Raw genomic sequence first — 20790 nt, forward strand, 5'->3', positions numbered from 1 at the left:
GTGCTGGGGCTGGCGTTGATGCCGGTTGGGTAGGGGGCTTATCCATTGGGTGGGGTGCGGCTACTGGCCCCTTCCGCCCTTACGGCGGGTCACTTTTGGCAAACGCCCCAAAAGTAACCAAAAGGTCTTGGCTCCTGCATCCGGCCCTTCGCTGCGCTACGGGTTCCCTCACTCCGGCCTTGCTCCCGTGAGGACCGCGCCGGACGGGCCTTCCTGGCCCGCGGCGCTTGCCGGCCATCCATGGCCGTCACCTCACTCCGCAAGACCTCCGTTCGGCCTCCTGAAGTCGCGGTAGATCAAGATCACAAGCCAGATCAACGGCAAGATCAAGATCAAGATCAAGATCAAGGGCCAGGGCAACGGCTGGCGAATCGCTGCGCTCTCGCGGGTTTATAAGGGCGTTACAGCGCGGCAGCGCCAGAATGTGCATTGGCAGTGCCGGCCTCTTCGCGGGTAAACCCGCTCCCACAGGTTCACTGCTGACCGTAAGGCCACCACGGTCCCTGTGGGAGCGGGTTTACCCGCGAAGAGGCCAGGCTATCCACCACCATTGCCCCTATCGAAGATAACGCCAGCCCAGGCGCAACGCATATGTTGGCGACCTCAGGAGGCCGAACGGAGGTCTTGCGGAGCGAGGTGACAGCCCTTAGGCCACTCTGAAATGTCTTGCAACAGGGCAGGTGCGGGTATATACACGTATTCATGCTGACCAGTGAATGCATCTGCACCCACCTGCGTCGCGCCGCCCGTGGGGTGAGCCGACACTACGACGAGGCCCTTGCCGGCTTTGGCATCAATGTCGCCCAGTTTTCCCTGCTGCGTCATCTGCAGCGGCTCGACCGACCGAGTATTACCAGCCTGGCCGAGGCCATGGGCCTGGACCGCAGCACCTTGGGGCGCAACCTCAAGGTGCTCGAGGCCGACGGCCTGGTCGCCCTGGCCGACGGTGCCGACCAGCGCAACCGCGTGGTGCTGCTGACCGCAGCGGGCCAGGCGCGGGTAGCGCAGGCCTGGCCGGCCTGGGAGCAGGCCCAGCTCGGCTTGATCGAGCAACTCGGTGAAGGGCAGCGCGACGAACTGGTGCGCTTGCTGGAGCGTTTGGCCTGATTGAGTCCGACTTTAAACGGGTATATACCCGTTTTAACCTTGCGATGAGCTGGAGAGAACAACAATGACTTCGGTATGGCGAACCAGCGGTTGGGTGCTTGTCGGTGCGGCGCTGATCTTGGCGTTGTCACTGGGCGTGCGCCACGGCTTTGGGCTGTTCCTGGCGCCGATGAGCGCGGATTTTGGCTGGGGGCGTGAGGTGTTCGCCTTCGCCATCGCCCTGCAGAACCTGATCTGGGGCCTCGCCCAGCCGTTTGCCGGCGCCCTGGCGGACCGCCTGGGCGCGGCCAAGGTGGTGATCGTCGGCGGGATCCTCTACACCGTCGGCCTGATCATGATGGGCATGGCCGACTCGGCCTGGTCGCTGTCACTCAGCGCCGGCCTGCTGATCGGCATCGGCCTGTCCGGGACCTCGTTCTCGGTGATCCTCGGCGTGGTCGGTCGCGCGGTACCGGCCGAGAAACGCAGCATGGCCATGGGCATCGCCAGCGCCGCCGGCTCGTTCGGCCAGTTCGCCATGCTGCCGGGTACGCTGGGCCTGATCGAGTGGTTGGGCTGGTCCACCGCCTTGCTCGTGCTGGGCCTGCTGGTGGCGCTGATCGTGCCGTTCGTGTCCTTGCTCAAGGACCGCCCGCTGCCCAGCCACGGTGTCGAACAGACACTCGGCCAGGCACTGCACGAGGCCTGCTCGCACTCCGGCTTCTGGCTGCTGGCGCTGGGCTTCTTCGTCTGCGGCTTCCAGGTGGTGTTCATCGGCGTGCACCTGCCGGCCTACCTGGTCGACCAGCACCTGCCGGCGACCATCGGCACCAGCGTGCTGGCGCTGGTCGGGTTGTTCAATATCGTCGGCACCTACACCGCTGGCTGGCTGGGCGGGCGCATGTCCAAGCCGCGCCTGCTGACCGCGTTGTACCTGCTGCGGGCGGTGGTCATCGGGCTGTTCCTGTGGGCGCCGGTGACGCAGATCAGCGCCTACCTGTTCGGCATTGCCATGGGCCTGCTGTGGTTGTCGACGGTGCCACTGACCAACGGCACCGTGGCGACCCTGTTCGGCGTGCGCAACCTGTCCATGCTCGGCGGCATCGTCTTCCTGTTCCACCAGCTGGGCGCCTTCCTGGGTGGCTGGCTGGGGGGCGTGGTCTACGACCGGACCGGTAATTACGACCTGGTCTGGCAGATTTCCATCCTCCTCAGCCTGCTCGCCGCCGCGCTCAACTGGCCGGTGCGCGAACGGCCGGTGGCGCGCTTGCAGGCGCAAGCCACATGAACCGCGCGGTGGCCCGTGCGCTGTTGGTGGCAGCTGGTTTGTCGCTGCTGGTGCTGGCCTGGTGGGGTTGGCAAAAGGGTGGGCTGGCGTTGATGCAACTGGGCATGGGCGTTTGTTAGGCGCTACCCTGCAAGCTCAAGGACCGTTTTGCAGGAGTGGCCAACAATGATTCATGCACGCTGGTTAGCGATACCGCTGCTGTCCCTCGCCGCCGCAGCCTCCAGCTGGGCCGCTGAGTGCCCGGCGCTGTTGCAGGGCACGCTGCCCGAGCTCAGTGGCAAGCAGCAGATCGATCTGTGCGAGCGCTTTGCCGGCAAGCCGCTGGTGGTGGTCAACACCGCCAGCTACTGCGGCTTCGCCCCGCAGTTCGAGGGGCTGGAGGCGCTGTACAAGCAGTATCACGGGCAAGGCCTGGAGATGCTCGGTGTGCCGTCCAACGACTTCAAGCAGGAGGACAGCGACAGCGAGAAGACCGCCAAGGTGTGCTACGCCAATTACGGCGTGACCTTCTCCATGACCAAGGCACAACATGTGCGCGGCAACGATGCCGTGCCACTGTTCAGCGAGCTGGCCAGGCAGAGCAGCGCGCCGAAGTGGAACTTCTACAAGTACGTGGTCGATCGCCAGGGCAAGGTGGTCGCCAGCTTCTCCAGCCTGACCAAACCTGACGATGCCGAGTTCAAGGCCGCGATCGACAAGGCCATCGCCTCGCAGCCGTGAGCCTCAGTGCGGGTGGACGGTGAGCGCGACCAGGCGGATGACCACTGGGCGCACCACCAGCACGCAGACGAACGCGACCGGCATGGCCAGCTGATAGGCCTTGAGCACGTTGGCCAGGTAGTCGGGGTTGATGCCGGCGTTGGCGGCGGTGATCACGAAGCACATCAGCAAGGCCATGATCGCCGACATGTACAGGGCGAAGACGTACGGGGTGGCGGCAGGGCGCAGCTTGCGCCGGGGGATGCTGTGGGACTGTTCGCTCATGAAGGACCTCTCTGTCTGTGGAAGCGCAATGCGGCCTCAAGGTTAGCAATGATGTATGCCGGGTCTGTAGACCCCTGCCGGTGAGTTCTTTATAAAGAGATTCTTACGAATCCGAAGGGCTCGCCGTGGACCTGCTCAACACCATCCGAAGCTTCATCAAGGTCGTCGAGGCGGGCAGCATTGCCGGTGGCGCGCGGGCGCTGGGCATCAGCCCCGCCGCAGTCAGCCAGAACCTCGCTCGGCTCGAGGAACACCTGCACGTGCGCCTGCTCTCGCGGACCACCCGGCGCATGGCGCTGACGTCGGCGGGCAGCCAGTACTACGCGCGGGTCAGGCTCATCGAGCGAGACCTGGCCCTGGCCGAGCAGGCCGTCACCACACCCGACAGCGAACCGCACGGCCGTCTGTGCATCGCCTCGACCTCGGCGTTTGGCCGGCATGTGCTGGCGCCGTTGATCCCGGCGTTCAGTGCCCGCTACCCGCGGCTTTCGATAGAGTTGCTAACGACTGACCGGCGTGTCGACCACCTTCGCGAAGACGTCGACGTCAGCCTGCGTATCACGCCGCAGTTGGAAGACCACCTGCTGGCCCGGCACCTCGCGCGGATTCCGTTCATCTGCTGTGCATCGCCGGGTTACCTGGCGAGTGCGGGTTTGCCGAGCACGCCTGAGTCGCTGCGTGAGCATCGTTGCCTGGTGTTTCGTTTTCCGGTGGATGGGCGCTTCCTGCGCTGGGGGTTCGTGCGCGATGAGCTGCGCTTCGAGGCGGAGTTCGGTCAGGTGCTGATCAGCGACGACATCGATGCCCTGACTCAAATGGCCTTGAACGATGGGGGCATTACGCGGCTGGCCGAGTTCATCGCCCGGCCGTATCTGGCCTCGGGGGCGTTGGTGCCGTTGTTTGAATATGGCGCTGGGGGTGATGCGTATGCGCAGACCGAGCCGATGGACGTCTACCTGTGCCTGGCCGATCGTTTCGCCATGACGGCCAAGGTGCGGGCCTTCATGGACTACCTGCAGGAACAGTTGGGGTCGGAGTGGAGGGTGTCAGAATGAAAAAACCGCCACGAGGGCGGTTTTTTCATACAAGGCAGTGACTCAGAAGCGGTAGGTGAGGGACGCACCGACACCGTGAGCGCTGTTCTCGTACTTCGCTTGGTAGGTGCCCTTCAAGTTAGCGGCCAGGCCCTCAGTGCTGTTGTTGACCTTGGTGTCCTCTTCCCACAGGTAGGAGTAGGCCACGTCGATGGTCATGTCCTCGGTAGGGCTCCAGCCAGCGCCAAGGCTGAAGATCCGGCGATCGCCTGTTGGGATGCGTGGCGAACGGTCATGGTTGTTGGTCGGCGACTGGTCAACCGAGAAGCCGGTACGCAGCGTCCACTGCTTGTTCACCTTGTAGGATGCGCCGATGGCGTGAGCCCAGGTGTCGTGCCAGTTCTGCTCTTCTACGATGCTGCCGAAGGCGCCACCCACAATCGGGTTGGTGCCAGCCGGCAATTCGTTTTTGACCGTGATGTTTTCCAGGCGGCTCCAGCGCGTCCAGGTGCTCCCCGCGTAGAGCGTCCATTGGTCATCCAGCTCGTGAGTGACGGAAAAGTCGACCGACTCCGGCGTTTTGATCTTCAGGGTCGCGTCGAACTTGTTGGCATCCAGGCCCAGCGGCTGATAGCTGACCTTGGTCTTGCCTTCGAGCTTGTAGTCGACCATCGAGTGATAGGTCAGGCCCAGGCGCGTGCGATCAGTCGCCTGAACCATCAGGCCGACGTTATAACCGACAGCGGTGTCGTCGCCCTTGATCTTGACTTCACCTTGCGTGCCGCCAGGGAACGGGTTGTACAGGTTCGAACCCAGCTCACCTTCGATACGGTTGAAGGTCGGGCCAAAGCCGATCGAGACCTTGTCGTTGAACGCGTAGCTGACCGTCGGCTGGAAGGTCACCACTTCAACGTGGCTCTTCTTGCCCCAGAAGCGAGCGGCATCGTCGCTGCCGTAGTCGGTGACCAAGCCAAACGGTACGTACACACCGAAACCGACGCTCCAGTGGTCGTCGATCGGTTTGACGTAGTACCCCATCGGGACGCCAACCACCGGCACCATGTCGCCGTCGGTTTCGCCATTGATACTGCTACCCGGGCCCGAGATTTTGGACTTGGCGATGATGGCGGCGCCACCCACGGTGATCTGCTCGCGCTTGAGGCGGGACATGCCCGCAGGGTTGCCAAACACGGTGCTGGCGTCATCGGCAGAAGAAGAACGACCCGCGAAACCTGTCCCCATACCGCTGATGCTCTGCTCGTTAAGGGCAAAACCGCTCGCCAGCAGTTGGCCGGAAGCAAGAGCGATAGCAACGCCGAGGGAGGTTTTGAGCATTACTTTTTTCATTATTGTGAAACTCCTTGGGATCTCCGGGGCGAAAAGCTACCAACAAATCACGCATCGCGCTATAGGCTCAATCACGCGAGATAGAGCGGTTTTGTAGGACAATCCGACCAAACTTCCGTTTTTTCCGGTTTATTGTAGGACGCTTCCTAAGTTGCACTGGACAGGACTGGCTCGACGCAGGTGTGCCAGGCGGCCGTAAAGTCACGCAGGCGACCCTGCGGCTGGAAGGTCTGACGCCAGATGCGCGCGAGGCCGAGCAGGTCGTCGGCGGCGGGCAGGGGAGTGCGCTGCTGTTCGATCAGCAGCCAGGCGATGGCGGTGGAATAACGCAGGTTGACCGTCAGCTCGAGGTGCGGCCCACGCAAGAAGGCATGCTGGCTGGCGAGCCCACGGACCAGGCTGGCGAGGTCCGGATCAAGTGCCAGGAAATCGTCCCAGAGCGCCTGGTGGCGGCTCTCGCCGATCCGGTAGAGGCCATGCCCACGGCGGTCGTGCAGCGCCGAACCGAGTGCCGATTGGCAGGCCGCCGTACCCAGTAAAAGGGCCTCGGCGCTGGCGCAATGACGGTTCAGGTAGACCAGGGTGGGACGAATCACATACCGACACAATTCATTCGCAGCGATACCCATGATGCCCTCATTCTATTAAGGGCCGACGGGCGCTGGAGCTTGGCAGCTGGTGAAGGATCAGGCCCGCCGGAAGCGATTCGCATCGCTCGACTTGAAGTGTAGTGTGATAACCACGGTGTAAAGGCCTGTTTTTAAATCGATTGCTGCCTGAGGTCGCTAGCCATATGCCCTAAGGCAATTAGGCCAAGAACCAACAGGCAGCTGCTGTGAGCCTGAATTCAGCCGCTGAATGGGCGGGTATTCAGCGCTCACGCCGTCAGCGATTGACGGGTCCGGTCGATCACCGCCTGCAGCGGGCCGGCACGGTTGTACTGCTCTGGGTAGAGACGTTCGCTGTGGCATGCCACGCCGTGTTCGTCGACCAGGGTAAAGCTGAAGCTGCCCTTACGTGGGGCAACGATAAGGCACTTCAGTGGTGCGAAGGCCTGAGAGAGCGTGCCAACGGCACTGTGAAACTGATGATGATTTGTCATTATATGGAGGTTCCTGCTTAGGACACGGACTATGATCCGTACATCTTAGAAACGTTCCAGTGACGCCTTTATTAAGGAGGCGCTGAACCTGACTGGAACAGGGCAGCCAGAGTTGGCGCATTCAATAGGTAGGCGCTGGGCTGACTGGTAGGTACGTCAAAAGGCGGGCAGGCACACCGAGGCTATGGTTCATGGCCTTGGGTAAAGATCCCGATCAATCTGCGAGGTGATTCTTGCTGGAGCAGCGTTTGGCTGCCGAGGGAATCATCGAAAGGGCCGGTCCTGTTTCAGCAGGGGCCGCTCTTTGGGGAGAGCTTGGCGCTGCAGGGACCTTACTGGCCAGAATTGACTTTCAGCTGGGTACTAACGAGGGTCACCCTACAGGAAGAATCCAAGGATGGCAAATTTATTTGTTGCTGATCAGCTGAGCCGACCATTATGGCTCAGCTTTGCCGCGATGTGAAGTGGGGGTGCGGGGGCGGCAAACGGCTTGGTGGGCCAATTTCGTGCAGGCAGATGAGGGCTTTCGGTGCACTTGTACACATTTGGCGCGCAGCCTGTAACAGCGTCGCAACAGCCGTGGCTCGGCTCGCCAATGCCTTGACTGAAGTCTTAAGTCAATGAAAAAAAACACTAATTTCAGCTGGTGAAAAAATCGACAGTTTGACTGTAGGCCCCATTTCACGGGGGTTTGAAGGCATCATGAAGTGGTTGTCCACCGAGTTATCCACAGGATCTGTGGATTGTCCCGAGCGCTTGCTCTAGGACGGGCGTGCCAGCAGTTTCAGCGACTGTCGGACAATCGTCGCGAATCGACCTGGCGTCAAAGGTCGTGGCGAAAACGTCAAGAAAAGATCATCGGATTTACTTAAAATTTCATCAAAAAACCCGCAGGCCATCGCCGCGCAAATGGGGTAGAGTGGCGCGCCTCACGAATTGCCATCGCTGTTGGTCATGAATTTTCGCGGTAAAAACCTCGCACAAGCCCCTGCACCTGTCCCCGTGCCCGCCCCCAAGCGCTTTTCCCTGAAAGTTGCCCTGTGGCTGCTCGACAGCCCGCGCCTGGGCGACAAGCACAGCGTCAAGCATCTGGCCGGGCGCCTGCTCAAACAACCGGCGCGCCAGGGTGTGGTGGTGGCGCAGAGCCGACTGGGGCAGATGCTCTGCCGTGATTGCGGCAATGCCCGTGACCGGCGCATTGGCCATGAGCTGCTGCGCCAGGCGGCGCGTGCCGGTGATCGCCGGGCGCAGTTGGAGTTTGGCCGGTTGTGCCAGCGCAGCGCGCCGGAGCAGGCCCGCTACTGGCTCGAACTGGCGGCGGCGCAGGGCTCGCAGGAGGCCGGGCGGTTGCTCAAGCAAGGTAGCCTCGGCTGAGATCCTGGGGCCGCTTCGCGACCCATCGCGGGCAAGCCAGCGCCTACAAGGACAGCGCGATGCCTGTAGGAGCGGGCTTGTCGGGGCGCCGAACCGCAGCGATGGGCTGCGCAGCGGCCCCCGAGGACCTCAAGGGCGCCTTGCTGTAAGCTGCGCGCAGCATGATCAACAGCATATCGGGGTAGTTATGGCAGTGGATCTGGCCAGCATTCTGCTGGGCATCGTGGCAGCGGCTATTCCCGCCCTGGCCTGGGTACTGCAAATCCAGCGTCGGCAGGCCTCGGCGCAAGGCGAGCATGCCCTGCGCGAAGAGCGTCTCGGCGCCGCGTTGCTGGCCCAGGACGGCCTGCAAGCACAGCTCGAGGCCAGTCGCGACGAGATCAGCGACCTCAGCGAAGCCAACAGCAGCAAGCAGGCCAACCTCGCCGCCCAGAGCCGCGAGCTCGAGCTGCTGCAGATCGACCGCGACAACGCCCGCGACGCCGCCCACGCCTGGCAGCTTGAACGCACCAGCCGCGAAGCCGAGCTGCGCCGCCTGGAGGCCCAGGCTGCACGCCTGCAAGCCGAGCTCAGCGAACAGCAGGAAAGCCACCAGCAGCGCCTCGAAGACCTCCAGCAAGCCCGTGACACCCTGCGCGCGCAGTTCGCCGAAATGGCCACGAAAATCTTCGACGAGCGCGAACAACGCTTCGCGCAAACCAGCCAGCAGCACCTGGGGCAACTCCTCGACCCACTCAAGGAGCGCATCCAGGCCTTTGAAAAGCGCGTCGAAGAGAGCTATCAGCAGGAGGCCCGCGAGCGCTTCTCGCTGGGCAAGGAGCTCGAGCGCCTGCAGCAGCTCAACCTGCGCCTGTCCGACGAAGCCACCAACCTTACCCAGGCACTGAAGGGGCAGAAGACCCAGGGCAACTGGGGCGAGCTGATTCTCGAACGGGTGCTCGAGCACGCCGGCCTGGAGAAGGGTCGCGAGTACCAGACCCAGGTCAGCCTGAAGAGCGCCGACGGCGAGCGCTTCCAGCCGGATGTGCTGATCATGCTGCCCGGCGACAAACAGGTGGTGGTCGACGCCAAGGTCAGCCTCACCGCCTATCAGCAGTACGTCAGCGGCAACGACGAGGCCGCGCTCAAGCAGCACGTGCAGTCGCTGCGCAGCCACGTCAAAGGCCTCTCCGGCAAGGATTACAGCCGCCTCGAAGGCCTCCACAGCCTCGACTTCGTGCTGCTCTTCGTGCCCATCGAAGCCGCGTTCTCGGCGGCCCTGCAAGCCGAGCCGAACCTGTTCCAGGAGGCCTTCGACAAGCAGATCGTGATCGTCAGCCCGACCACCCTGCTGGCCACCCTGCGGGTCATCGACAGCCTCTGGAAGCAGGAGCGCCAGGGCCAGAACGCCCGCGAGATCGCCGAGCGCGCCGGCTGGCTGTACGACAAGTTCGTGCTGTTCATCCAGGACCTCGACGAGCTCGGCGCGCGCCTGCAGCAGGTCGACAAGGCCTACGCCGCCGCGCGCAACAAGCTCTGCGAAGGGCGCGGCAACCTGATCAGCCGCAGCGAGCAGCTCAAGCTGCTCGGCGCGCGGGCCAGCAAGAGCCTGCCGGCCGACCTGCTGGAGCGCGCGCTGAGCGACGAAGCGCTTACTGCACCAGGCTCAGATGCCGATTGAGCAGGGCCCGCAAGGCAGCCGGCTTGAGCGGCTTGGCCAGGTAGTCGAGGCCCGCGGCGTGGACCTTGGCGAGGGTCTCGTTGCGCCCGTCGGCGCTGATCACCACGCCCGGCACTGGCTCACCCAGGCGGGTGCGTAGCCAGGCCATCAGTTCGGTGCCGGTGTCGCCTTCGTCCAGGTGATAGTCGACCAGCGCCAGGTGCGGGCGCACACCCTGGGCCAGCAGCGCCTCGCACTCCTGCCGATTGCGCGCGGTCCAGACCTGGCAGCCCCAGCGGCTGAGCAGGCTGTTCATGCCGATCAGGATGCTGTCTTCGTTGTCGATGCACAGCACCTGCAGGCCGGCCAGCGGTTGCCCCGGCTGTTGCTCGACCGGCGCGCTGGGCGCTGCGGCGCCGCTGGCGATCGGCACGCTGACGCGGAACACGCTGCCCTTGCCTGGCGTCGAGCGCACCTCCAGTGAGTGGCCGAGCACCCGGCACAGGCCGTCGGCGATCGCCAGGCCCAGGCCCAGGCCTTTTTCGGCGCGGGTCTGGTGGCTGTCGAGGCGCTTGAACTCCTGGAAGATCACCTGCAGCTTGTCGTCGGTGATCCCCGGGCCGCGGTCCCACACTTCCAGCCACAGCTTGCCAGCCTGGCGGCGCACGCCGAACAGGATCGGGCTCTTGCCGTAGCGCAGGGCGTTGGTGAGGAAGTTCTGCAGCACCCGGCGCAGCAGCTTGATGTCGCTGTCGACCCGCAGGCGGCTGCCGCGCAGGCGGAACTCCAGGCCCTTTTCCGCCGCCAGCACCTTGAACTCGGCACCCAGGGTGTCGAACAGGTCGCTGAGGGCGAACGGCTTGATGTCGGGGGTGATCTTGCCGTTTTCCAGGCGCGAGATGTCCAGCAAGTCGCTGATCAGCTCCTCGGCCGAGCGCAGCGAGCTGTCCATGTGCTGGACCAGTTGCTGGGTCTCGTCGGACAAGCCCTCGGCCTGTTGCGAGAGCGCTGCGGAGAACAGCCGCGCGGCATTCAGCGGCTGCATCAGGTCGTGGCTGACTGCCGCCAGGAAGCGCGTTTTCGACTGGCTGACGGCCTCTGCGCGGCTCTTCGCTTCGGTCAGTGCCTGGTTCAGCTGGGACAGTTCGTGGGTACGTTCGGCGACCCGCTGCTCAAGGCCCTCGTTGGCGTCCTTGAGGGCCTGCTCCGCCTCGCGGAACGGCGTGATGTCGGTAAAGCTCATGACAAAACCGCCGCCGGGCATGGGGTTGCCGATCAGCTCGATCACCCGGCCATTGGGGAACAGCCGCTCGGAGGTGTGCGCCCGGCCCTGGCGCATCCAGTGCAGGCGCCGCGCCACGTGCACCTGGGCCTCGCCCGGGCCGCAGAGGCCGCGCTCGGCGTTGTAGCGAATGATGTCGGCGATCGGCCGGCCCACGCTGATCAGGCCGTCGGGGTAGTTGAACAGCTCCAGGTAGCGGCGGTTCCAGGCCACCAGGTGCAGGTTCTGGTCGACCACGCTGATGCCTTGGTTGATGTTCTCGATCGCCCCTTGCAGCAGCGCGCGGTTGAACTGCAGCACCTCGCTGGCCTCGTCGGCGATGCGCACGACGTCTTCGAGCTGCATGTCGCGGCCTTCGATGGCGGCCTTGACCACCGCGCGCGTCGAGGAGGTGCCGAGCACGCCGGCGAGCAGCCGCTCGGTGTGTTCGATCCAGTCGCCATCGGCGTTCTGGTTGGGGTTGAAGCCCTTGCCCTGGCGGTAGGCGAAGCGAATGAAGCTCTGCCGCGCGCGCTCCTCGCCGACGAAGCGCGCGGCGAGGTTGAGCAGGTCGTCGATCTGTACCGCCAGCAGCGAGCGGCTGTTGGGCCGGGCGCTGGTCTGCTGGCCGATGAAGCGGCCCGCCTGCCAGTGCTCCGAGACCCGCGTGCGGGACAGGATCGAGACCCAGGCGAACAGCGTGAAGTTGCCCGCCAGCGACAGCACCACGCCTTGCGTGAGTGGGGTGATCGGCAGGTTCAGGGGGTTGCCGTGCAGCCACGCCAGCCCCGGGAACAGCTCCAGCGACCAGCCCAGGCTGTGCGCGGTGATCGGCAGCACCAGGGTGTAGAACCAGAGGAAGATCCCCGCCGCCAGGCCGGCGAACACGCCGCGCCGGTTGGCCTGCTTCCAGTACAGCGCGCCGAGCATCGCCGGGGTCAGCTGGGTGACGGCGGCAAAGGCGATCTGGCCGATGGTCGCCAGGCTGGCCGTGGAGCCCAGCAGGCGGTAGCTGACGTAGGCCAGCAGGAGAATGACCACGATGGTCACCCGGCGTACCGAAAGCATCCAGTGGCGGAACGCCTCGAACGGCCGCTCGGCGTTCTTGCGCCGCAGCAGCCAGGGCAGCAGCATGTCGTTGGAGACCATGGTCGACAGCGCCACGGCTTCGACGATGACCATGCCGGTGGCTGCCGAGGCCCCGCCGATAAACGCCAGCAAGGCCAGGCTCGGGTGCGCTTCGGCCAGCGGCAGGCTGATCACGAACGAGTCGGAGATCACCGTGCCGGGCAGCAGCATCTGCCCGGCCAGGGCGATTGGCACCACGAACAGCGCGGCCAGCACCAGGTACATCGGGAACACCCAGCGCGCCATGCGCAGGTCCTGCGGCTCGATGTTCTCCACCACGGTGACGTGGAACTGCCGCGGCAGGCAGATGATCGCCATCATCGCGACGCCGGTCTGCACCACCATCGACGGCCAATTGATGGTCTCCTGCCAATAGCTTTCCAGGTGCACCGACTGCCGCGCTTGGGTGAACAGGTCGTCGAAGCCGTCATACAGGTTGAACACCACGAACACGCCCACGGCGAGAAACGCCAGCAGCTTGACCAGCGCCTCGAAGGCGATCGCCAGGACCATGCCGCGGTGGTGCTCGGTAACGTCCAGGCTGCGCGTGCCGAACACGATCGAGAACAGCGCCAGGACCAGCGACACCACCAGTGCGGTGTCTTGCACGCGGGTGCCGGTGGCATCGGCGTTGGCGCCGATCAGCAGATTGACGCCGAGCACGATGCCTTTCAGCTGCAGGGCGATGTACGGCAATACCCCGACCAGGCAGATCAGCGCCACCACCACCGCCAGGCTCTGCGACTTGCCGTAGCGGGCGGCGATGAAGTCGGCGATCGAGGTGATGTTCTGTTGCTTGCTGATCAGCACCATCTTCTGCACCACCTGCGGCGCGAAGATCAGCAGCAGCACCGGCCCCAGGTAGATCGGCAAGAACGCCCACAGCTGCTCGGCGGCCTGGCCGACCGCGCCGAAGAAGGTCCAGCTGGTGCAGTAGACGGCCAGCGACAGGCTGTACACCCAGGCGCGCAGGCGTGGCGGCAGGGGCGTGCTGCGGCGGTCGCCATAAAAGGCGATGGCGAACATGACGGCCATATAGGCCAGGGCGACCACGGCGATCAGCCCGCTGGACAACGACATGGAAACTCCGGAGCAAAAAAGATGAAACGCGGTCCCGATCAACCAGTCTGGCACGTGGCCCGGGCTTCGTCAGCGCCGACGATGGTAGCAGTGGCAGGAGGTCGCAGGGTTTGCCCCGCGATAGCGGTTTGCTGTCCAGCTCCAGGCAACAGACAGGCGGAGGATTGACAGGCTTTCAGCCAAGGCGAATAATCTCGAAAAATTCATATAGATGTTTATATAACAAGAGAAGCCGCCATGACCCTGCTGTCCGCCGATGCGCGTCTGCCCCGTTACCAGCAACTGCGCGATCACCTGCTCGAACAGATCGCCAACAACCGCTGGCGCCCAGGTGAGGCGATCCCCACCGAGGCCGCGCTGGCGACCGAGTTCGACCTGTCGGTAGGCACCGTGCGCAAGGCGGTCGACGCCCTGGTGGCCGAAGGCGTGCTGGAGCGCCAACAGGGCCGCGGCACCTTCATCCGCCGTCCGCAATTCCAGTCTTCGCTGTTCCGCTTCTTCCGTTTCGAGAGCGTTAACGGCGAGCGCGTATTGCCCGAGAGCCGCATTCTCTCCATCGAGCCACTGCCAGCGCCCTCGGCGGTCGCCGAGGCGCTGGGCCTGGCGCCACACGCCGAGGTCATCCGCATCGTCCGCCTGCGTTTGCTCGGCGCCCAGCCGGTACTGGCCGAAGACATCTGGCTGCCACGCCAGCTGTTCCAGCCGCTGCTCGAGGTCGACCTCGATCGCAAGGGCCCGCTGCTCTATCCGATCTACGAAGAGCTCTGCGCCCAGGTCGTCGCCAGCGCCGAAGAAAGCCTCACCGCCGAGGCGGTCGATGCCGTGCACGGCCGCTTGCTGCAGTTGCCCGAGGCCAGCCCGGTGGTGGTGATCGAGCGGCTGGCCCGCGATTACGCCGGCAAGCCGCTGGAATGGCGACGTTCGCGTGGGCATGCCCAGCACTTCCGTTACCGCATCGATATTCGCTGACCGCACGTTCTGCCTTGTGATGCCCAGCGCCGTGCTCGCACGCCGCTGTGGCGCCGCCTGCCCGGTCGACGCGTGCCAAGCACCTTGGCGCGCCCGGCTGATACACACTCGACTAGAAGGATAACAACCATGTTCAGCTGGTATCGCCAGATCACCTCACGGGAACGCAAGACGTTCTGGGCCTGTTTCGGTGGCTGGTCGCTCGACGCCCTCGAAGTGCAGATGTTCGGCCTGGCCATCCCCGCGCTGATCGCCGCCTTTGCCCTGACCAAGGGCGATGCCGGCCTGATCAGCGGCCTGACCCTGGTCACCTCGGCTATCGGCGGCTGGGTCGGCGGCACGCTCTCCGACCGCTATGGGCGGGTGCGCACCCTGCAGTGGATGATCCTCTGGTTCTCCTTCTTTACCTTCCTCTCGGCCTTTGTCACCGGCTTCTACCCGCTGCTGTTCGTCAAGGCCATGCAAGGCTTCGGCATCGGCGGTGAGTGGGCGGCCGGCGCGGTCCTGATGGCCGAGACCATCAACCCGAAATACCGCGGCAAGGTGATGGGCACGGTGCAGAGCGCCTGGGCGGTCGGCTGGGGCCTGGCGGTGGCGCTGTTCACCCTGATCTACTCGCTGGTGCCGCAGGAGTTCGCCTGGCGAGTGATGTTCTTCGTCGGCCTGCTGCCGTCGCTGATGATCATCTGGGTACGGCGCAATGTGCCGGAGCCGGACAGCTTCCAGCGGATGCAGAAGGAAAAGGCCGCCCCGGTCAGCTTCTTCAAGTCGATGTCGGGGATCTTTCGCCCCGAGCTGCTGCGCGTGACCCTGCTTGGCGGCCTGCTGGGCCTCGGCGCCCACGGCGGCTACCACGCGGTGATGACCTGGTTGCCGACATTCCTCAAGACCGAGCGCAACCTCTCGGTGCTCAACTCCGGTGGCTACCTGGCGGTGATCATCCTGGCCTTCTGGTGCGGCTGCGTGGTCAGCGGCCTGCTGATCGACCGCATCGGCCGGCGCAAGAACATCCTGCTGTTCGCCGTGTGCTGCGTGGTGACCGTGCAGGCGTATGTGTTCTTCCCGCTGAGCAACACCCAGATGCTCTTCCTCGGCTTCCCGCTGGGCTTCTTCGCCGCCGGTATTCCGGCCAGCCTCGGGGCGTTCTTCAATGAGCTGTACCCGGCCGATGTGCGTGGCGCCGGGGTGGGTTTCTGCTACAACTTCGGTCGCGTGCTGTCGGCGGTGTTCCCGTTCCTGGTGGGCCACATGAGCGAGTCGATGTCGCTGGGCAGTGCCATCGGCATCGATGCCGGGATCGCCTACGGCGTGGCCGTGATCGCCGCGCTGTGCCTGCCGGAAACCCGCGGCCGCAGCCTCGAGGCCGAACCCGCGGCGCAGCCTGCTGCTGCCCTGGCCAAGTAACCCTTACAGATCCTGATGAGAACCATGCTCGACGTTCCTGCTTCTACTCCCAGCGCCATCGACAGCCACGCCCACGTCTTCAGCCGTGGCCTTGAGCTGGCGGCCGAGCGCCGTTACGCGCCGGCCTATGATGCGCCGCTGGGCGATTACCTGGCCCAGTTGCAACAGCATGGCTTCAGCCATGGCGTGCTGGTCCAGCCGAGTTTTCTCGGCACCGACAACGGCTACCTGCTCAGCGCGCTGCGGAGCGTGCCTGGGCAACTGCGCGGGGTGGTGATGCTCGACCCGCAGGTCGAGCGCGAGACCCTCGACGAGATGGCCCGCCTGGGGGTGCGCGGGGTGCGCCTGAACCTGATGGGCCAGGCTGGCCTGCCGGACCTGCGTGCGGCCGAGTGGCGGCCGTTGCTGGAACGTATCGGAGAGCAGGGCTGGCACCTCGAGCTGCATCGCCAGGTGGCCGATGTGCCGGCCTTGGTGCGCGCGTTGCAGCCGTTCGGGCTGGATATCGTGGTCGACCATTTTGGCCGGCCGGATGCACGCCTGGGGCTGGATCAGCCCGGCATGCGCGAGCTGCTGGCGCTGGGCGCGCAGGGCAATGTCTGGGTCAAGGTGTCGGGCATCTATCGGCTGGAGGGTTCGCCCGAGCAGAACCTGGCGTTTGCCCGTGAGGCGTTGCGTGGGTTCGAGGAGCATTACGGGGCGGGGCGGCTGATGTGGGGGAGTGATTGGCCGCATACCCAGCATGAAGCGGCGCTGAGCTTTGCCGGGGCGCTGGAGCAGTTCGCGGCGCTGGAGTGTTCGGCGCCGTTGCGTCGGGCGCTGTTGGTGGAGACCGCGCAGGCGTTGTTCGGCTTCTAGCTAGCTTTTTGCCTGAGACCCTGGGGCCGCTTCGCGCCCCTTCGCGGGCAAGCCCGCTCCTACAGGATTCTCGTCTACCCACACATCCAGGGCATACAGGATCTCTGTAGGAGCGGGCTTGCCCGCGAAGGGCCGCAAACGGCCCCGCTGATCAGAAGCGGAAGCGGCTGATCATCGCCTGCAACTGCCCACCCAGGCTCGCCAGCTCCACGCTGGACGCCGAGGTCTGCTGGCTGGCTTCAGCGGTCTGCTCGGAAATATCCCTCACCGTCACCACGCTGCGGCTGATCTCCTCGGCCACCGCGCTCTGCTGTTCGGACGCGGCGGCAATCTGCTGATTCATCAGCTGGATCCCCGACACCCGCTGGGTAATCCCCTCCAGTGCCACCCCCGCCTCACGCACCAGCGCCACGCTGCTCTGGGTCAGGCTCTGGCTCTCTTCCATCAGGTCACTGACCGAGCGCGTGCCCTGTTCCAGGCTGCTGATCGCCGACTCGATTTCCGCCGTCGAGGCCTGGGTGCGTTGCGCCAGGCTGCGCACCTCGTCGGCCACCACGGCAAAGCCACGCCCGGCCTCACCGGCCCGCGCCGCTTCGATCGCCGCGTTGAGCGCCAGCAGGTTGGTCTGCTCGGCCACGGCCTTGATCACGTCCATGACCTTGCCGATCCGCTGGCTGTCAGTGCGCAGCGCGCCCATCGCCTCGCCGGTGGCATCGACCTGGCTGGCCAGGCGGCCGATCTGCGCCACGGCGCGGTTGACCACGCTGTCGCCTTCGCGGGCTTCTTCATCGGTGGCGCTGGCGGCCTGCGAGGCTTCGCCGGCGTTGCGCGCCACTTCATGCACGGTGGCGGCCATTTCCTGCATGGCAGTGGCCACCTGGTCGGTCTCGACCTTTTGACTGTTGGCGCCGGCGCTGGTCTGCTCGGTGATCGCCGACAGCTCCTCGGTGGCGCTGGCGATCTGGCTGATGCCGTCGCGCACCTGGGTGATCAGCTGGCGCAGGTTGCCGGTCATGCCTTGCAGGCTGTTCTGCAAGTGCCCCAGCTCGTCGCGGCGGCGGCTGGCCGGTTGCTCGCTGAGGTCGCCTGCGGCCACTTGCTCCATGGCCCGCAGCACCCGTTGCAGCGGCTGGGCGATCTGCCGGGCGATCAGCACCGCGGCCAAGGCACCAAGCAGCAGGGCGAGGAGGGTGGTGACCAGTTGCAGGGTCTTGGCGAAATGGCTGTCGTCGACCACCGCAACCGCCTGGGCGTCGAGCAGTTGGCCGATCAGGCGGTTCAGCGTATCGATGTCGCTGCCCATCGCCGTGCGGTAGTCCATCAGCTTGCTGACTTCACCACGGAAGGCCTCGACCGCCTGGGCATAGTCGCGGACCTGGTCGTCGAGCTGGGTGAACTGCGCGGCGAACTGGCCGTTGAAGCGGGCGATCAGCCCTGGCAGGTCACGCACGGTGCTGGCGATCTGCGCGTTCATCGCCTTCTCGGTGTCGGCGTTGGTATTACCGGTGTAGCCGCGCACGTGGTAGCGCAGCAGGATCAGGTTCTCGCGAATCTGGTTGATCGCCTCGCTGCGCACCCAGCGCTGCTCGGCATCGGGCAGGGCCCGCACCTGCTGGCGGATCTGCTCGATGCTGGCGAACGCGCTGGTGGCGAGCACGCCCATGTCCTTTTGCGCCGCGCGCATCTTCTGATACGACTGGAAGCTCAGCGCCTGGTTGCGCGAATAGGCCTGCAGGGCCTGGTCGGCGTTCTCCAGCAAGGCCAGGTTGGCCGGCATGCGCAAGCTTTGGCGCAGTTTGCCGAGTGGCGTCTTGAACGCCTCCAGGGCGGCCTGCAACGCGCTCGCCTGGCTGTCGTCGCCGTTGGCCATGGCGTGGCGCAGACGGGCTTCGCGCAGGTCGCCGAGGGCGTCGTTGAGCTTGGACACATCGCTGACCACTTCGCTGCGCCGGACCAGGCTGGTCAGCCCGTCCCAGCTGATCAGCGACTGGGTCAGTGCCAGGCTGAGGACCAGGCCGAAACCGAGGGCGAGTTTATGCGCGATCTTCAGATCGTCGAACCAGGTGAACATGTGCGGGTGTGCTCCTTTCGTTGTGCGTTGAGCGCAGACCGGAGGTCTGTTCCTTGCTGTCAGATAGTCATCTATATGAATTATCGGCCAGTGCACGGGAATCTGAACAGCGCCCTTCATGAAAACAATGTCAGTTAGCCATCAACTACTGCGGCATGTGTCGCCCGACTTGCCAGCAGCCGCCCTTAGCGTGCAGATTTGTGGCCTGGCGCGCCTGGCGTGCCTCCAATGACAAAGCCCCCTAGGTGATTTTCAGGTGCACGGACGATGAGCCACCCCTCGCAATTCAGCCTGCTCGGCAAGCGGCGCTTTCTGCCGTTCTTCATTACCCAGTCGCTGGGCGCGTTCAACGACAACCTGTTCAAGCAGTCGTTGATCCTGGCGATCCTGTACAAGCTGAGCCTGGAAGGTGATCGGTCGATCTGGGTCAACCTCTGTGCACTGCTGTTCATCCTGCCGTTCTTCCTGTTTTCGGCGCTGGCCGGGCAGTTCGGCGAAAAGTTCGCCAAGGACGCGCTGATCCGCGCGATCAAGCTGGCCGAGGTGGTCATCATGGCCATTGGCGCGGTGGGCTTTGTCAGCAATCACCTCGAGCTGATGCTGCTGACGCTGTTCGCCATGGGCACCCATTCGGCGCTGTTCGGGCCGGTCAAGTACTCGATCCTGCCGCAGGCCCTGCGGGAAGAGGAGCTGGTGGGCGGCAACGGCCTGGTGGAGATGGGCACCTTTCTGGCGATCCTCGCCGGGACCATTGGCGCCGGGGTGATGATGTCGTCGTCCAGCTACGCCACGGTGGTCGCCGGTGGCATCGTCGGCACCGCGGTCCTGGGCTACCTGGCCAGCCGCTGGATCCCCCGCGCGGCCGCCGTCGCACCGCAGATGAAGCTCGACTGGAACATCTTCAAGCAGTCCTGGCTGACCCTGCGCCTGGGCCTCGGGCAGACCCCGGCGGTGTCGCGCTCGATCGTCGGCAACTCGTGGTTCTGGTTTGTCGGGGCCATCTACCTGACGCAGATCCCGGCCTATGCCAAAGACTGGCTGCACGGCGACGAAACCGTGGTGACCCTGGTGCTGACGCTGTTCTCGGTGGGCATCGCGATCGGCTCGCTGCTCTGCGAGCGGCTCAGCGGGCGCAAGGTGGAGATCGGCCTGGTGCCGTTCGGCTCGTTCGGCCTGACCCTGTTCGGCCTGCTCTGGTGGTGGCATTCCGGCGACGTGCCGGCCGCTGCCGTGGCGCATGACTGGCTGGCCCTGCTGGGCATGCACCAGGCGTGGTGGATCCTGCTGTCGATCGTTGGCCTGGGGGTGTTCGGCGGCTTCTATATCGTGCCGCTGTATGCGCTGATCCAGGCGCGCACCGCCGAGGGCGAGCGGGCGCGGGTGATTGCCGCCAACAACATCCTCAATGCACTGTTCATGGTGGTGTCGGCGATCGTCACCATTGTCTTGTTGAGTGTTGCCGAGCTGAGCATCCCGCAGCTGTTCCTGGTGGTGTCGTTGCTCAATATCGCGGTCAACGCGTACATCTTCCGCATCGTGCCCGAGTTCACCATGCGCTTCCTGATCTGGCTGCTCAGCCACTCGATGTACCGCGTCGAGCACCGTGACCTACAGCGCATTCCGGATGAAGGGGCAGCGCTGCTGGTGTGCAACCACGTGTCGTTCGTCGACGCGCTGCTGATCGGTGGGGCGATCCGCCGGCCGATCCGTTTCGTCATGTACTACAAAATCTACAACCTGCCGGTGCTCAACTTCGTCTTCCGCACCGCCGGAGCGATCCCGATTGCCGGGCGCAGCGAGGATGAAGCCATCTACGAGCGGGCCTTCGCGCGCATCGCCGAGGCCCTCGCGGCGGGCGAGGTGGTGTGCATCTTCCCCGAGGGCAAGCTGACCGCCGATGGCGAGATCGATGAGTTCAAAGGGGGCGTCAAACGGATTCTCCAGGAAACCCCGGTGCCGGTGATTCCGCTGGCGTTGCAGGGTTTGTGGGGGAGCTTCTTCAGCCGTGACCCGGGCAAGGGCCTGTTCAAGCGCCTGTGGTCGCGGGTGACGATCGTCGCGGGCGCCGCCATCCCGGTGGAGGCGGCGCAGCCGGACGTCTTGCGTGCGCAGGTCGGTGCCCTGCGCGGCGAGCGGCGTTAGGTGCGATCAGGGTAGGGGGGCGC

Annotated in this window: 17 protein-coding genes and 1 pseudogene; 11 read left to right on the top strand and 7 right to left on the bottom strand. The window is 64.8% G+C overall.

Features of this window, described 5'->3' with window-relative positions; translation table 11 throughout:
- The first annotated feature begins 702 nt into the window (after nucleotides 1-702).
- From CCOS865_RS07990 to CCOS865_RS08000, 4 genes are all read left to right on the top strand, one after another.
- Nucleotides 703-1107: a MarR family winged helix-turn-helix transcriptional regulator gene (locus CCOS865_RS07990; RefSeq protein WP_119139577.1), complete on the top strand. Its 405-nt coding sequence runs from the start codon at nucleotides 703-705 to the stop codon at nucleotides 1105-1107.
- A gap of 64 nt (nucleotides 1108-1171) precedes the next feature.
- Nucleotides 1172-2374: an MFS transporter gene (locus CCOS865_RS07995; RefSeq protein WP_119139578.1), complete on the top strand. Its 1203-nt coding sequence runs from the start codon at nucleotides 1172-1174 to the stop codon at nucleotides 2372-2374.
- Nucleotides 2371-2493, top strand: a complete 123-nt coding sequence (locus tag CCOS865_RS28540; protein ID WP_279630118.1) for a hypothetical protein — start codon at nucleotides 2371-2373, stop codon at nucleotides 2491-2493. Before CCOS865_RS07995 ends, CCOS865_RS28540 begins: the two co-directional genes overlap by 4 nt.
- A 49-nt stretch (nucleotides 2494-2542) precedes the next feature.
- Nucleotides 2543-3094: a glutathione peroxidase gene (locus CCOS865_RS08000; RefSeq protein ID WP_119140953.1), complete on the top strand. Its 552-nt coding sequence runs from the start codon at nucleotides 2543-2545 to the stop codon at nucleotides 3092-3094.
- A gap of 3 nt (nucleotides 3095-3097) precedes the next feature.
- On the opposite strand, the gene CCOS865_RS08005 is transcribed toward CCOS865_RS08000, so the two are convergent.
- Nucleotides 3098-3358, bottom strand: a complete 261-nt coding sequence (locus tag CCOS865_RS08005; protein ID WP_119139579.1) for a DUF2798 domain-containing protein — start codon at nucleotides 3356-3358, stop codon at nucleotides 3098-3100.
- Between the two features lie 125 nt (nucleotides 3359-3483).
- Here CCOS865_RS08005 and CCOS865_RS08010 point away from each other — a divergent pair, with 125 nt between their 5' ends.
- Nucleotides 3484-4413, top strand: coding sequence for a LysR family transcriptional regulator (locus CCOS865_RS08010; RefSeq protein ID WP_119139580.1), 930 nt, complete (start codon nucleotides 3484-3486; stop codon nucleotides 4411-4413).
- A 42-nt stretch (nucleotides 4414-4455) separates the two neighbouring features.
- On the opposite strand, the gene CCOS865_RS08015 is transcribed toward CCOS865_RS08010, so the two are convergent.
- The 3 genes from CCOS865_RS08015 to CCOS865_RS08025 form a co-directional block, all read right to left on the bottom strand.
- Nucleotides 4456-5739, bottom strand: a complete 1284-nt coding sequence (locus CCOS865_RS08015; protein ID WP_119139581.1) for an OmpP1/FadL family transporter — start codon at nucleotides 5737-5739, stop codon at nucleotides 4456-4458.
- A gap of 146 nt (nucleotides 5740-5885) precedes the next feature.
- On the bottom strand, nucleotides 5886-6368 hold the full coding sequence (locus tag CCOS865_RS08020) for a hypothetical protein (protein ID WP_119139582.1): 483 nt from the start codon (nucleotides 6366-6368) through the stop codon (nucleotides 5886-5888).
- A 248-nt stretch (nucleotides 6369-6616) separates the two neighbouring features.
- On the bottom strand, nucleotides 6617-6841 hold the full coding sequence (locus CCOS865_RS08025) for a hypothetical protein (protein WP_119139583.1): 225 nt from the start codon (nucleotides 6839-6841) through the stop codon (nucleotides 6617-6619).
- A 954-nt stretch (nucleotides 6842-7795) separates the two neighbouring features.
- Between CCOS865_RS08025 and CCOS865_RS08030 the strand changes: the two genes are divergently transcribed.
- On the top strand, nucleotides 7796-8215 hold the full coding sequence (locus CCOS865_RS08030; protein ID WP_119139584.1) for a tetratricopeptide repeat protein: 420 nt from the start codon (nucleotides 7796-7798) through the stop codon (nucleotides 8213-8215).
- Nucleotides 8216-8402: 187 nt separating this feature from the next.
- Entirely contained in the window at nucleotides 8403-9875 is a 1473-nt protein-coding gene (locus CCOS865_RS08035; RefSeq protein WP_119139585.1) for a DNA recombination protein RmuC, read from the top strand.
- On the opposite strand, the gene CCOS865_RS08040 is transcribed toward CCOS865_RS08035, so the two are convergent.
- Nucleotides 9847-13323, bottom strand: a complete 3477-nt coding sequence (locus CCOS865_RS08040; RefSeq protein ID WP_119139586.1) for a hybrid sensor histidine kinase/response regulator — start codon at nucleotides 13321-13323, stop codon at nucleotides 9847-9849. The genes CCOS865_RS08035 and CCOS865_RS08040 overlap by 29 nt on opposite strands.
- A gap of 237 nt (nucleotides 13324-13560) precedes the next feature.
- Between CCOS865_RS08040 and CCOS865_RS08045 the strand changes: the two genes are divergently transcribed.
- The 3 genes from CCOS865_RS08045 to CCOS865_RS08055 all read left to right on the top strand — a co-directional run bounded on the left by CCOS865_RS08045 (nucleotide 13561) and on the right by CCOS865_RS08055 (nucleotide 16554).
- Complete coding sequence (locus CCOS865_RS08045) at nucleotides 13561-14292, top strand: GntR family transcriptional regulator (protein ID WP_119139587.1); 732 nt, start codon at nucleotides 13561-13563, stop codon at nucleotides 14290-14292.
- Between the two features lie 129 nt (nucleotides 14293-14421).
- On the top strand, nucleotides 14422-15696 hold the full coding sequence (locus CCOS865_RS08050; RefSeq protein WP_119139588.1) for an MFS transporter: 1275 nt from the start codon (nucleotides 14422-14424) through the stop codon (nucleotides 15694-15696).
- A gap of 24 nt (nucleotides 15697-15720) precedes the next feature.
- Nucleotides 15721-16554, top strand: coding sequence for an amidohydrolase family protein (locus CCOS865_RS08055; RefSeq protein WP_167469030.1), 834 nt, complete (start codon nucleotides 15721-15723; stop codon nucleotides 16552-16554).
- Nucleotides 16555-16705: 151 nt separating this feature from the next.
- On the opposite strand, the gene CCOS865_RS28670 is transcribed toward CCOS865_RS08055, so the two are convergent.
- Nucleotides 16706-17569, bottom strand: a complete 864-nt coding sequence (locus tag CCOS865_RS28670; protein ID WP_415842719.1) for a methyl-accepting chemotaxis protein — start codon at nucleotides 17567-17569, stop codon at nucleotides 16706-16708.
- Nucleotides 17561-18745: pseudogene (locus tag CCOS865_RS28675) on the bottom strand (methyl-accepting chemotaxis protein); the annotation flags it as partial. The gene CCOS865_RS28670 and the pseudogene CCOS865_RS28675, both read right to left, overlap by 9 nt.
- Before the next feature lie 147 nt (nucleotides 18746-18892).
- Between CCOS865_RS28675 and CCOS865_RS08065 the strand changes: the two are divergent.
- Nucleotides 18893-20767 (top strand): MFS transporter, encoded by a 1875-nt coding sequence (locus CCOS865_RS08065; protein WP_119139593.1) that lies wholly within the window; start codon nucleotides 18893-18895, stop codon nucleotides 20765-20767.
- The last annotated feature ends 23 nt before the right edge of the window (nucleotides 20768-20790 follow it).

Origin of the sequence: Pseudomonas reidholzensis, assembly GCF_900536025.1 — a bacterium.
Lineage (GTDB): Bacteria > Pseudomonadota > Gammaproteobacteria > Pseudomonadales > Pseudomonadaceae > Aquipseudomonas > Aquipseudomonas reidholzensis.